The sequence below is a fragment of the Exiguobacterium sp. S3 genome (genome assembly GCF_018617295.1).
GTDB lineage: Bacteria > Bacillota > Bacilli > Exiguobacteriales > Exiguobacteriaceae > Exiguobacterium > Exiguobacterium profundum.
Genome location: NZ_JACSJW010000002.1, coordinates 415,495 through 428,962, shown reverse-complemented (window position 1 = coordinate 428,962; position 13,468 = coordinate 415,495). Strand labels below are relative to the sequence as shown.

14 protein-coding genes are annotated in these 13,468 nt (G+C 50.8%); all 14 read right to left on the bottom strand.

Going from position 1 to position 13,468, the window contains the following annotated elements:
- The 14 genes from KNO65_RS07160 to pgeF all read right to left on the bottom strand — a co-directional run bounded on the left by KNO65_RS07160 (window position 1) and on the right by pgeF (window position 13,432).
- The gene (locus tag KNO65_RS07160) at window positions 1-1,083 is read right to left on the bottom strand and encodes a carbamoyl phosphate synthase small subunit (protein ID WP_214757131.1); all 1,083 of its coding nucleotides are present in this window, start codon (window positions 1,081-1,083) and stop codon (window positions 1-3) included.
- Entirely contained in the window at window positions 1,061-2,341 is a 1,281-nt protein-coding gene (locus KNO65_RS07155; protein ID WP_214782876.1) for a dihydroorotase, read from the bottom strand. The genes KNO65_RS07160 and KNO65_RS07155 overlap by 23 nt, the downstream gene beginning before the upstream one ends.
- Window positions 2,338-3,252, bottom strand: a complete 915-nt coding sequence (locus KNO65_RS07150; RefSeq protein WP_082132012.1) for an aspartate carbamoyltransferase catalytic subunit — start codon at window positions 3,250-3,252, stop codon at window positions 2,338-2,340. The genes KNO65_RS07155 and KNO65_RS07150 overlap by 4 nt, the downstream gene beginning before the upstream one ends.
- Before the next feature lie 129 nt (window positions 3,253-3,381).
- Window positions 3,382-4,686 (bottom strand): uracil-xanthine permease family protein, encoded by a 1,305-nt coding sequence (locus KNO65_RS07145; RefSeq protein WP_015881324.1) that lies wholly within the window; start codon window positions 4,684-4,686, stop codon window positions 3,382-3,384.
- 48 nt (window positions 4,687-4,734) lie between these two features.
- The gene (pyrR, locus tag KNO65_RS07140) at window positions 4,735-5,313 is read right to left on the bottom strand and encodes a bifunctional pyr operon transcriptional regulator/uracil phosphoribosyltransferase PyrR (protein ID WP_251024823.1); all 579 of its coding nucleotides are present in this window, start codon (window positions 5,311-5,313) and stop codon (window positions 4,735-4,737) included.
- 154 nt (window positions 5,314-5,467) lie between these two features.
- Window positions 5,468-6,379 carry an RluA family pseudouridine synthase gene (locus KNO65_RS07135; protein ID WP_214782873.1) on the bottom strand — a complete coding sequence of 304 codons (912 nt, stop codon included), beginning with the start codon at window positions 6,377-6,379 and terminating at the stop codon, window positions 5,468-5,470.
- Window positions 6,379-6,852 (bottom strand): signal peptidase II, encoded by a 474-nt coding sequence (gene lspA / locus KNO65_RS07130; RefSeq protein WP_214782869.1) that lies wholly within the window; start codon window positions 6,850-6,852, stop codon window positions 6,379-6,381. The genes KNO65_RS07135 and lspA overlap by 1 nt, the downstream gene beginning before the upstream one ends.
- A 57-nt stretch (window positions 6,853-6,909) precedes the next feature.
- Window positions 6,910-9,636, bottom strand: coding sequence for an isoleucine--tRNA ligase (ileS, locus tag KNO65_RS07125; protein ID WP_214782865.1), 2,727 nt, complete (start codon window positions 9,634-9,636; stop codon window positions 6,910-6,912).
- Between the two features lie 275 nt (window positions 9,637-9,911).
- Window positions 9,912-10,460: a DivIVA domain-containing protein gene (locus KNO65_RS07120; protein WP_015881319.1), complete on the bottom strand. Its 549-nt coding sequence runs from the start codon at window positions 10,458-10,460 to the stop codon at window positions 9,912-9,914.
- 18 nt (window positions 10,461-10,478) lie between these two features.
- Window positions 10,479-11,249, bottom strand: a complete 771-nt coding sequence (locus tag KNO65_RS07115) for a YlmH family RNA-binding protein (protein WP_147538169.1) — start codon at window positions 11,247-11,249, stop codon at window positions 10,479-10,481.
- A 3-nt stretch (window positions 11,250-11,252) separates the two neighbouring features.
- Window positions 11,253-11,522 (bottom strand): YggT family protein, encoded by a 270-nt coding sequence (locus KNO65_RS07110; RefSeq protein ID WP_015881317.1) that lies wholly within the window; start codon window positions 11,520-11,522, stop codon window positions 11,253-11,255.
- A 4-nt stretch (window positions 11,523-11,526) separates the two neighbouring features.
- Window positions 11,527-11,997: a cell division protein SepF gene (locus KNO65_RS07105; protein ID WP_015881316.1), complete on the bottom strand. Its 471-nt coding sequence runs from the start codon at window positions 11,995-11,997 to the stop codon at window positions 11,527-11,529.
- 23 nt (window positions 11,998-12,020) lie between these two features.
- The gene (locus KNO65_RS07100) at window positions 12,021-12,674 is read right to left on the bottom strand and encodes a YggS family pyridoxal phosphate-dependent enzyme (RefSeq protein WP_214782862.1); all 654 of its coding nucleotides are present in this window, start codon (window positions 12,672-12,674) and stop codon (window positions 12,021-12,023) included.
- A complete protein-coding gene (gene pgeF, locus KNO65_RS07095) occupies window positions 12,671-13,432 on the bottom strand; it encodes a peptidoglycan editing factor PgeF (protein WP_214782860.1) in 762 nt (253 codons plus the stop codon). The genes KNO65_RS07100 and pgeF overlap by 4 nt, the downstream gene beginning before the upstream one ends.
- Between the last annotated feature and the right edge of the window lie 36 nt (window positions 13,433-13,468).

The following is a 13,468-nucleotide window of genomic DNA, read 5'->3' as shown; positions in this document are numbered from 1 at the left end:
TCAAATTCCCACTTTCTGTTTGTTTTCTTGTACGAGTTGCATGAATCGGTCAAATAAGTCGTTGGCGTCGAACGGTCCTGGTGCTGCCTCCGGATGATACTGTACCGAGAAGGTCGGGTGATGGAGATGTCTTACCCCTTCGATCGTTCCGTCATTGACCGCACGGTGTGTGACGATGAGCGGTGTATCGAGCAGTGACGTTTCCTCAACCGCATATCCATGGTTTTGAGAAGTGATGGTCACGGCACCGGTCTCAAGCTCGAGCACCGGATGATTCGCGCCACGATGTCCGAACGGAAGCTTGAAGGTGTTCGCACCGTTTGCGAGAGCAATCAGCTGGTGACCGAGACAAATCCCGAACATCGGTGTCGTCGGCATCAATTGCTCGATGAGCGGCAGTGCGGTCGGAACGTCTTTCGGATCTCCTGGTCCATTTGACAACATGATGCCGTCCGGCTCATACCGTAATACGTCCTCTGCCGTCACATCGTGCGGGAAGACGACGACCTCACAATCTCGTTTCATCAACTCGCGCATGATTCCAAGTTTCGCCCCGAAGTCGATCAAAGCGATGCGAGGGCCGGTTCCCGTACTCACATAAGTCCGCTTCGTCGATACGCGTGCGACTTGATCGTTCGGCGATTCTTCATCAAAGCGGATCCGTACCTCGTCCCACGTCAACTCTCCATCGATGAGGACACCGCGCATGACCCCTTTCGCTCGTAAATGACGTGTCAACATCCGTGTATCGATATCCGAGAGCCCCGGAATGCCGAAGCGGGTGAGTGTCGCATCGAGTGTCGCCGTTGAACGGAAGTTCGAAGGCGTATCGCATACTTCTTTTACAATCAACGCTTTTGCCATCGGAATCGTCGTTTCAAAATCCTCACGATTGACGCCATAGTTCCCGATCAATGGGTTCGTCAATACAATCATTTGGTCGCAGTATGATGGATCCGATAAGATTTCTTGGTATCCTGTCATCCCTGTCTGGAAGACGACTTCCCCCATCGTATCAGCCGATGCCCCGAATCCTTTACCGACAAATTTCATTCCATCTTCAAGCCATAATGTTCGTTTCATCAAATCGCCCCTTATATACAATTTCGCCACCGACCATCGTCATGACCGGCCATCCGACAAGCTTTTCCCCTGCGAACGGTGTATTCTTTCCTTTTGAATAAAATATCGTAGGATCGACCGTCCGAGACGTTTCCGTATCGATGAGAATCAGGTCCGCATCCGTCCCAACTTTCAGTTCCCCTCTTGATAAACCGAATACGTCGCTCGGACGTTTCGTCATCCAGTCGAGCAACTGATACTCCTCCATGATGCCTGTCTTCACGAATGTCGTGTAGAGAAGTGGAAGAGCCGTCTCGAAACCGGTAATCCCAAACGGAGCTCGCTCTATCCCTTGTGCCTTTTCTTCTGCTGTATGGGGAGCATGGTCCGTCGCGATCATATCGATCGTCCCGTCAAACAATCCCTCAAGGAGGGCCTGTCGATCATCCTCGCTTCGTAGCGGTGGATTCATCTTGAAGTTTGCATCGAGTCCCGGAATATCATCCTCACTCAAGACGAGATGATGCGGCGTCACTTCTGCAGTCACGTGAATGCCGGCTCGTTTCGCATCCCGAATGACACGAACCGATTGGCGGGATGAGACGTGACAGACATGATAATGACATCCAGTCTCTTCAGCGATCAACACGTCGCGAGCGATATGGATGCTCTCTGCAAGGCTCGGAATTCCTTGAATACCATGCGCCTCACTGAATTTGCCCTCGTGGACCGACCCGGCCTTTAACGTATTGTCCTCACAGTGGGCGACGACTGCTTTGTTCAATCGTTTCGCTTCACGCATGGCTTGTCGCATCATCGCCGCCGATTGGACACCAACACCGTCATCCGTAAAGGCGAAGGCATCTGCGAGCGATTCCATGTCGACCTGTTCTTCACCGAGCTGTCGTTTCGTGATAGCAGCGTAAGGCAGGACACGTACGACCGCGTCCTGTTCGATCTTTTGGAGTAGCGTGTCCAGCGTGTCGCGATTGTCTGGAACCGGTCTCGTGTTCGGCATCGAGCAGATGGTCGTGAACCCGCCCGCCGCGGCAGCCATCGTTCCCGTCCGAATCGTCTCTTTCGCCTCGCCACCTGGTTCACGCAAGTGGACGTGGACATCGACGAGTCCTGGTGCGAGCAGATAACCTGTCGCATCGAGGACTTCTTGTCCCTCGGTCTCCCCTTTATAGTCGAGTGATTCGATTTTTCCGTCTTTCACTTGAATGGATGTCGTGCGCTTCGTTCCTTTGTCATACCATGTCGCGTTTTGAAGTATCATTGTTGTCCTCCTAATGCTCGATTTAAGATGCTCATCCGGGCATACACCCCATTCTTCATTTGCGGGAAGATGCGTGACCGTTCATGCTCGATCAGACTTCCAGCAATCTCTACATCCCGATTGACCGGAGCCGGGTGCATGATGATGGCGCCTGCTTTCATTCGCTCGACGCGTTCGACCGTCAAACCGAACTGTGTGTGATACGCTTCTTTCGAGAAGACGTCTCCCATGATATGGCGCTCGTGTTGTACACGGAGCAACATGATGACGTCACATTCGCCTAGGATGTCATCGAGTTCTTTTCGCTCTAGCCCCATCGAGTCATCCCACCAAGAGGCAGGACTACAACCGACCACGTTTGCTCCGAGGCGCTTCAAGACGCTTGCGTTCGAGCGGGCGACGCGACTATGGACGAGGTCACCACAGATGGCGACGTTCAATCCTTGGAACGTTCCGAACTCTTCAAAGATGGTGACGAGATCGAGCAATGATTGGGATGGATGTTCCCCGCTCCCGTCCCCTCCGTTCAACACCGGGATATTCAACTTCTCCACAAGTTCGTGATAATAGCCTGCTTCCGGATGTCGAATGACGAGCGCGTCCACGCCGATGGCTTCGAGCGTTTTACACGTATCGTAGAGCGTCTCCCCTTTCGTGACCGATGACGTCGTCACATCGAACGGAATCTCTTGCATGTTCAAGTGGCGCTCGGCCATTTGAAACGAATTTTTCGTACGCGTCGAGTTTTCAAAGAACAGGTTTGCGACCGTTTTCCCATCAAATAGTGGGGGGAGGTCACCTTGCTTGTAGCGCAATGATTCTTCAATCATGCCCATGATCTCCTCAAGGGAAAGTGTGTCCAAACTGACGAAGTGTTTGACCGGTTTCACGTTTGTTTGCATCGTATTCATGTTCGTCTCCTCCTTTTATTAGAGGCAAAGAGAAAAGGCGCCTCTTCACCGATGTGAAGGGACGCCTTTATCTGGGCAGGGTACGCCCAAATAAACGAGCCTTCACTTTGCCGACCTCACGGGATCGAATTAAAAGTTACTTGCTTGTTTCGTTTCTTCAGTTGTGTTGACTTCGACTGCTGTGTCGTCTTCTTCATGCGGTAAGATGGCGTTCAACAAAATGCCGACGACCGTCGCGAGTGCCATGCCTTGTACCGGGAAGCTCCCGATTTGAACCATCGCACCTCCGAGTCCGATGACGAGGATGACCGATGAGATGATCAAGTTGCGCTTTTCTGCCAAGTCGACTTTGCTCTCCACCATCGTCCGTAATCCGTTCGACGCGATGACACCGAACAAGAGGATCGAGATTCCACCTTTGACCGGGTTCGGGATGGTCGAGATGAACGCTTCAATGTGACCGAGGAATCCGAAGCTGATGGCCATGAGTGCTGCGCCGGCGATGACGTAGACACTGTAGACTCGTGTGATGGCCATGACGCCGTTGTTCTCACCGTAAGTCGTACATGGTGGTCCACCGAGTGCAGAGGCGACGGCTTTTCCTACTCCGTCTCCGAGTAGCGTGCGATGGAGACCCGGATCTTTCATCGTCTCTCGTCCGATGATTTTCGACGTGACCATCTGATCTCCGATGTGCTCCGTCATCGTGACGAGCGCGACCGGAACGATGGCGAGAAGGGCCCCGACTTGCCACATCGGCATGTAGTCGACGAACACCATCGTGAAGTCAGGAAGTTGGAACAGGCTGGCTTGTTGAATCGGCGAGTAATCGATGATGCCGAATGCGGCTGCGACTGCGTACCCTCCAACGATTCCAAAGAGGATTGGGACGGCACCCCAAACACCTTTCAGCTTCGTCATGGCGAGCATCGTGATTCCAAGTGTAAGCAGGGCAATCGTCATGAACGTTCCGTTATAGGCACCATCTTGATTCATCGACATGTCGATGGCGACCGGTGCAAGTGAGAGTCCGATGACCATGATGACCGGTCCGACGACGACCGGTGGGAGCAATCGGAGCAACCAGTTGACGCCCGTCTTATAGATGATCAAGGAAACGACCCCGTATACAGACCCGGCGACGATTCCGCCGAAGAGTGCGGCTTCGACACCCCATTGCTGGCTGACCGCTATGATTGGGGCGATGTAGGCAAAACTTGAACCTAAGTATGTTGGGACTTTGAAGCGTGTAATCGCTAAGAATGAGAGCGTGGCCACGCCGGAAGCGACGAGGGCGACCGATGTATTTAATCCTGTCAAAATCGGGACTAAAATCGTCGCTCCGAACATGGCGAAGACGTGTTGAAGGCTGAATAATAGCCATTGTGGAAAGTGAGCTGGACGCTCGTGGATGTGTAGAACAGGTTGTTTCATATTGAATTCTCCTTCCTGGCCTCTCTGGACCACCTTAAAGGTATGCGTTTATTGCTGATGGATCGTGACTTCATCCGCCGTGTCGACTTCACTGAGTCGGACAACGACTTGCTCGGACTTGGACGTCGGAACGTTCTTTCCGATAAAATCTGGTCGAATCGGGAGTTCCCGATGGCCTCGGTCAATCAAGACAGCGAGTTGGATATAATCCGGACGACCATGGTCGACAAGCGCGTCCATTGCGGCACGAACTGTTCGACCGGTATAGAGGACGTCGTCGACGAGGACGACCGTCTTTCCATTGATATCATGCGGTAGCTCTGTCGCTTTGACTTCAGGGTCTAACGACTTCTTCGATAAGTCATCCCGGTAAAGCGTGATATCGAGATTGCCGAGTGCGACCGGCTTGCCTTCAATCTCCTCGATTCGGCGAGCGAGTCGGTCAGCGAGCGTCTCGCCTCTCGTCTTGATTCCGACGAGGACGACGTCATCGATTCCTTTGTTTCGCTCGATAATCTCGTGTGCGATTCGGGTCAAGGCACGACGGATGGCTGACTCATCTAAAATGACTGATTGTTTCACGTGATTCCTCCTTCCAAACTTCAGTAAAAAAGAAGACTCCCTCATCCGGCTGGAAAGGGAGTCTTCATCAAAAACGGCATACGACTGCCGGGGTTGAATTGACGTACATGTGACCGCGGTCACAATCCTTTCACAGCCTCTCTGGACTGGGTTTAAAGGTGTTATGCTTCCTAGACTATAAATCGGAACGTGACAGAAGTCAACGAGTTTTCTCGATTTTATCCAATTTTGCGAGTTCCGCATTGAAGTCTTCTGGTAATGGGGCCTCAAACTCCATCCATTCTTTCGTACGAGGATGGTGGAACCCGAGCGTTGCTGCATGGAGCGCTTGACCGTTTAAATCAATCGTGCGGCGTGGACCATATTTCGGGTCACCGGCGAGCGGATGACCGATATAACGCATGTGTACACGGATCTGGTGCGTGCGTCCCGTTTCTAATTTACACTCCACGAGCGTGAAGTCTTTATAACGTTCGAGTAAACGGAAGTGTGTCACGGCTTCTTTTGCGTTCCGGTCCGTCACGGTCATACGCTGACGATCATTCGTATCACGACCGATCGGAGCTTCAATCGTTCCGAGTTCGTGAACGAGTTCACCATGGACGAGTGCGATATACTCCCGTTTGATGGTCTTGTCTTTCAACTGGCTCGCGAGCGACTCATGAGCCAAGTCATTTTTAGCGACCATGAGAAGACCCGTCGTGTCCTTATCAATCCGATGGACGATTCCGGGACGTTTGACTCCGTTGATGCCCGAGAGGTCATCGCAATGATAAAGTAGCGCATTGACGAGTGTCCCTGACGTGTGACCGGCTGCAGGGTGAACGACCATCCCGCGTGCCTTGTTGACGACGATGACGTCTTCATCTTCAAAGACGATCTCGAGCGGAATGTCTTCAGGCAACACTTCGAGTTCGACCGCTTCCGGCACGTTCACTTCTACTTCATCCCCCACTTGAAGCTTGTAGTTCGCTTTCACGGCACTACCGTTGACGAGGAGGGCCCCCGTCTTGATCCATTCCTGTACTTGCGAGCGTGACCATTCACCACGGTCACTGACCCACTTATCAATCCTTGCCTTTTCATCGGCGACAAAAGTATACGATTCCATTACGATTGTCCCCTTTCTTTGTGTAATTTTTCTTCAAATAAAATCCCGATGACCATCAAGATGACACCGAATGTGAGTGCCATATCGGCCACGTTAAAGATCGGGAAGTTGTATTCGAACGGATACGTATCGACAAAGTCGACGACTTCGCCACGGAACAAGCGATCGATAAAGTTACCGATGGCACCGGCCAACAGTAATCCGACACTATATCCGAGGAGCTGATAGCCGTTCACTTCTTTGTGCAAGAAGTAAACGAGTCCGGCAACGACGAGGATGGTGATGATAAAGAAGAACGCCATCTGTCCTTCTAACATCCCCCAAGCCGCTCCTTTGTTGCGGTAGGACGTCCAATATAACAAGTTCGGGATGACTTCAATCGATTGACCAATTGTCATCGTCTGAACGACCACCCATTTTGTGAGTTGATCGATCAAAATCAAGATGAGCGCCAATCCATAATATCGTTTCATATGCGTCTCCTTTCAAGCCGTTAAGAAACCGGAGTGGGGACGCCACTCCGGTTCGTCTTAACCGATTACTGATGCACAGCGCGGGCAAAGCTCTGGATGCTCTTCGTTTTGTCCAAGCTCTGTCGAGTATGTCCAACAACGTGCACAAGCGGCTCCATCTGCTTTCATGACTGTGATTTTCGTCGTCGCATAATCGACGTCTGCCGTCTCAGCCCACTCCACTTGCGATACTTGAAGCAGTTGGCTGACGTTGTCGATCGTGTTCAACAAGTCGGCAGTCTCTGCTTTTGGTGCGAGAATCAACTTCGCCTCGAGCGGTTTCCCGATCAACTTCTCGCCACGTGCGATTTCGATCGCTTTGAGGACATCGTCACGGAAGACGAGGAATTTCGACCATTTCTCAAGCAACGCTTGTTCGTCAGCAGTCAATGCAGCTACTTCTTCTAAATCCGTCAAGAAGATGCTTGCTTCCGACTTACCAGGCACTTCTTTCCATGCCTCATCGGCAGTGTGTGGAAGGATTGGAGCCAACAGTTTCGTCAAGAGGACGACGGCATCGTACATGACCGTCTGAACGGCACGACGACGGAGATCGTCTTCACGTTCGATATACAGGATATCTTTTGTGAAGTCGAGGTAGAACGAAGACAACTCGTTGACACAGAAGTTATGAACGAGGTGGTACACGGCCATAAAGTCAAACTCATCATATGCTTTGACAACTTTTGTCTGCAGTTGTTTGAGCTTCGTCGCCATGAAACGGTCCGCTTCCGGCATATCGTCGAATGCGACACGCATCGACGGCTCGAACCCGTTCAAGTTCCCGAGTAAGAAGCGAATTGTGTTACGCATCTTCCGGTAAACTTCTGACACTTGTTTGAAGTTATCGTGTGACGCGCGTACGTCAGACTGATAGTCGACGGATGCGACCCAGAGGCGTACGATTTCGGCGCCGTACTGCTTCACGAGATCGTTCGGTGCAATCGTATTACCGAGCGATTTCGACATTTTGCGTCCGTCCCCATCGAGGACGAATCCGTGACTCAAGACGTTCCGGTATGGTGCTTTCCCAGTCGTCGCAACGGCCGTCGAAAGTGATGAGTTGAACCAACCACGATATTGGTCCGATCCTTCAAGATAAAGGTCTGCCGGACGACGAAGGTTTTCGCGTTCTTCTAATACACCAGCGTGTGAAGAACCTGAATCGAACCAGACGTCCATGATGTCGAGTTCTTTACGGAACTCTCCGTTCGGGCTGTTCGGGTGAGTGAACCCTGCAGGGAGAAGGTCTTTCGCTTCACGCTCATACCAAACGTTCGACCCGTGCTCGCGGAACAAGTTCGCGATGTGGTCGATCGTCTCGTTCGTGATGATTTCCGTTCCATCTTCCGCATAGAAGATTGGGATTGGAACACCCCAAGCACGCTGACGGCTGATGACCCAGTCTCCACGGTCACGGACCATGTTGTAAAGACGTGTCATTCCCCATTCAGGGACCCAGTTCACTTCCTCGATTTCACGGAGCATGTCTTCACGGAAATCTTTGATCGATGCGAACCATTGTGGCGTCGCACGGAAGATGACCGGTTTCTTCGTACGCCAGTCATGCGGGTACGAGTGTTTGATGAACTTCAAGTTGAGCAAGTAGCCATTCTCTTCAAGTTTCATACCGATTTGTTTGTTCGCATCTTCGTAGAAGAGACCTTCGAAACCAGGGGCTTCGTCTGTCATGTAGCCACGGTCATCCACCGGGCAAAGGACGTCTAATCCGTAAGCCTGTCCGACACGATAGTCGTCTTCCCCGTGTCCAGGTGCTGTATGAACGAGTCCAGTCGCATCCGCAGTGACGTGGTCGCCGAGGATGACGAGTGACGTCCGGTCATACAATGGATGTTGAGCCGTCATGTACTCGAAGTCGCGTCCGTTCCAAGACCCGCTCACCGTGTAATCCGTCCATCCGAGCGCTGCCGTCACTTCTTCGACGAGCGTTTCCGCGACGATATAGCCTTTTCCTTCATGTTCGATACGCGTGTAAGTCAACTCGTCACTCACCGCGATCCCAAGGTTCGCCGGGATTGTCCAAGGCGTTGTTGTCCAGATGACGAAGTGATCATCTGACGTCAATGTATCTTTACCGTCCACGACACGGAACGCCACGTAGATGGCTGGTGATTTTTTATCATAATATTCAATCTCTGCTTCCGCGAGTGCCGATTCAGAAGACGGCGACCAGTAGACTGGTTTTTTCCCTTTGTAGATGTAACCCTTCTCAGCCATCGACCCGAACAAGCGAATCTGCGCCGCCTCGTACTCAGGAAGGAGCGTGATGTATGGATTCTCAAAGTCTGCGAGAAGACCGAGACGTTTGAATTGCTCGCGTTGCGAGTTCACTTGCTCCATCGCATACTCTGCACACTTTTCGCGGAATTCCGCAACCGTCATTTCCTTACGATTGACGCCTGCTTTTTGAAGAGCGTTCTCGATTGGAAGACCGTGCGTGTCCCATCCTGGAATCATTGGAGACTGGTAGCCGTTCATCCCTTTGAAACGAACGATGATGTCTTTCAATACTTTGTTCATCGCGTGTCCCATGTGGATGTCGCCGTTCGCATATGGAGGTCCATCATGTAAGATATATTGTGGTTTCCCAGCATTTTTTTCTTGTACCTTGTTGTAAAGGTCCATATCTTCCCATTCCGTTTGCATCGCCGGTTCGCGTTTTGGTAAATTCCCACGCATCGCGAATTCTGTGTTTGGCATTAATAGCGTGTCTTTGTAGTTCATCGAAACTCCTCCATCAACATTTTTTAGAAAACAAAAAAACCAACCCATCCCTGATAGGGACGAGTTGGTTGACTCGCGGTACCACCCTACTAGTCTCACTCTCATGAGACCGCTCTCGGTAACCGATAACGAGGTCAGGCGGTCACGCTTACTCTGGTTCAGCGTGACGACTCATAGGGGATACCGATTCGAGTCTTTCTCTTAGGCTCTCACCGTCCCTAAGTCGCTTCGTAGGTATGACTCGATCGACGCGTCCTACTCAACGTGTTGATCATTTATCCATGTTGTTCTTCATTACGTGTGACTTCGTCGTCATTATACGCAAGTTCTGTTCTATCGTCAAGAACCGTCTGCACTGGCGGTTCCCCGACAATCGTTTCCCATTCCGTACTGTTGAGAAGTTCCATTTGCGCATCGACGAGGACGCGGAAGCGTGTCCGATACAACTCGACTTTCTTGAGCATCTGAACGACTTCCCGTTCAGCAAGTTGCTCTTTGCGTGCCGCTTCTTCTTCACGAGCGTACGCTTCACGTTCCGCTTGTTTCAAGATGAGACTCGCTTCTTTTTGAGCATTGTTCTTCACTTCTTCCGCTGCTTCCTGCGCGACGATAATCGACTTGTTCAACGTATCTTCCATCGAGGAGAAGTAGTCAATGCGGGCTTGCATATCGTTGACAAGTTCTTCATACCGTCGATTCTCACGAATCAATAGTTCAAACTCTTTAATGATTTGATCTAAAAATTCATTGACCTCATCGATGTCGTACCCACGAAAACGGGAAGAGAATTCTTTATTATGAATATCAATCGGTGTCAACGCCATTCGACTTTCCTCCTAAATTCAACGTATGGTGCCATACTGGATTTTAATTTTTTCACGTTTGGTCGATCCGAGAATCTCCATCAATTTGATACGACCATATCCACGGACGGATAAAAGATCATCCGGCTCAAGAATGAAGCTCGCGTCTTCAATGACTTTATGATTCACTTTACAGTCGCCGTGTTTGACGAGCGCCTGCGCTTTTTGCCGAGAGATGTTGAGCACCTCGCTTGCAACCGTATCAAATCGTAACGAGGACACGATGCCAAAGCCTTCTATCCACTCCGTTTTTGGAACGACGAGAATCTCTTCTTTCGAAACAGAGGATATACGGACTTTTGCTTTTCCGACACGCTCGAGGTTCATTTCGATGAATCCGACCGCTTCTCGCGTCGTCGCAAATTGTACGATCTCCTCGTCAAGAACGACGTCTCCGAACTTTTGCCGCTTCAATCCAGCGTTAAGCAATGTCCCTGTCACTTGTCGATGCGTCAAGTCCACGAATTTTGTCGGGTACTCGATTCGACGGACCTCAATCTCGAAATCATCTGGATTGAGTTCATAGTAATCCGGCGCCAAAATCAATCGACGTCGTTCTGCGCCTTCAAATCCGCCATCATCGTGAATGACAAGTTGTTTCCCGACGAGCTGTTTGACGATTTGTTGTTCACGTGGATCTAGAAAATCCGTCAATTTCAACACATAACTATTCTCCACTTGTTGTACCCAGTCGAGCACTTGTTCCACGAACGCGCGTTCACTTGGTCGATAATGGTCATAGACGCTCATACGTCACCCAAAGATCGCAGCGATTCCGGCTTGTGCCATGCGAAGCACGAACAACGCGACGATTGGGGAGATATCGAGCATGCCACCAATCGGCGGGATGATCCGGCGAAACGGTGCCAAGAACGGTTCACACAAAAACGATAAGATTTGACCAAATTTAGATTCGCGTGCGTTCGGGAACCATGATAATAAGATATAGCCGATGAGGACCCAACTATAGATGCCAAGTAGATCGCTCAACGTGTTGCCTAAGGCAGGGATTACGTTTTCCATTCAGTTACCACCCTTTACTGTGAAGTTCATCCTCCGAGATCAAGTTTGAGATTGAACCAGTCAATTCGACGTTGTTCGGAGTACACAGAATCGTGTTATGTCCAATCGAAGTCATCGATCCCTCGAGAGCGTATACGACACCTGAGAGGAAGTTGACGACTTGACGCGATTGTTCTTTTGACATGCGCTGAAGGTTGACGATGACAGCACGGTTTTCTTTCAAATGATCGCTAATGTCTTGCGCTTCAGCGAACACACGTGGCTCAGCCAATACGACTTTCGAACGGTCTTTCTTTTTCGTATTTAACGCCACGAGATTGTTCGCTGATTTTGGACGATCATCCTGTCTGACGACCGATGTTTCGGTTGTAGAAGGAGCTGCTGCATTTGCGACAGCATACTCTTCTTCCTCATATGTGCTGTTCGGATCTTCCTCGAGTCCAAAGAAATCTTTCATTTTGTTTTTGATTGACATAACGGATTCCTCCTTAAGATATATTATTGCACAAGTACGGTACCAATACGAACAAACGATGCGCCTTCTTCAATCGCGATTGGATAATCGTTTGACATCCCCATCGACAGCTCCGTGCATGGTGCGTGGTCATACGCCTTTGCCTTCACTTCATCACGTAGATGACGGAGACGGCGGAACGTTTCACGAAGAACGGACTCTTCTTCAGTGAACGGTGCCATCGTCATCAGCCCGATGATTCGAATATGAGGATACTGTTTACAGTTCTCGATGAAGGGCACGACTTCCTCTATTTCAAGCCCATGTTTTGAATCTTCTCCTGACGTGTTCACTTGAACGAAACAATCGATTGTCTTGTTCGCGCGCTTGTCAATCTCTGCTGCGAGAGACAACCGGTCAAGAGAGTGGATGGCCGCGACGTAATCAATGATTTGTCTCACTTTTCGCGTCTGTAACGTACCGATAAAATGAAATCTGGCATCCTTCGGCATCCCTTCAACTTTCTCGAGCAGTGAATCCGGGCGGTTTTCTCCGAAATCACGAATTCCTTCTGCGTAAAGAGCGTTGGCCACATCTACGCCTACGGATTTCGTGACAGCGATGAGTGTCGGCTCTACTTCTTGAACGTGTGATGAAATGATGGATTGAACTTGTTTTACATTATCTGAAATACTCACGATTTCCGCTCCTTGACGATGACTGCCGCAAACCGACGTTTCGTCTCTCCGTCTCGATAGGAGAAAAACGGGCTGTCCGCGCCAGTCGTTAAATTCGATTGCATGACCGCAGTGTCATGTTCTTTTGCCAATACTTCATTGACGGTTTGAAGGGACAAGAGGGCGTGGTCTCTCGACTCGTTTCGCACCGCCCGTTCATAGGCAATGGGCGAAACGTCCCGGACGGCCTGCAGGACACGACCATCGACCTCGTAGTCATCTCCTGAGATGGACGGACCGACGAGCATGTCCACATCGGTCGCCTCGATTCCCTTCTCAGCAAACATCTGCATCATAGTCTTGACGATGTTTCCGACCGTCCCCTTCCACCCGGCATGAGCGATGCCGATGACCCCATGATCTTTCGCACAGAAGAAGAGAGGCACACAGTCAGCAAAGACGAGGGCTAACGGTAGCGCGTCTTCGGTCGTGAGAAGACCGTCTGTTTTCGGGATCGCCTCTTCATATCGGAACGCACCCTTACCTTTGTCCGACGAGTCGACGACCTGGACTGCTGTGCCGTGCACTTGATCCGCCCACACGGAGTCCTCTAACGCGAGCCCGGCTTGTTGAAAGAACTGTTGCCGATTTTCGACGACGCGGTCGATTTCATCGCCCACATGCAGTCCGACGTTTCCCGCATTGTGTCCATCTGTTCGTGTCGTCACGTAAGCATGATAACGGGTTGTTTCGGTTTCCCAAGTATGTAGCAGTTGCATCGGTCTCTCCTTTTAGAAAAAGGGATGCCGAGTACC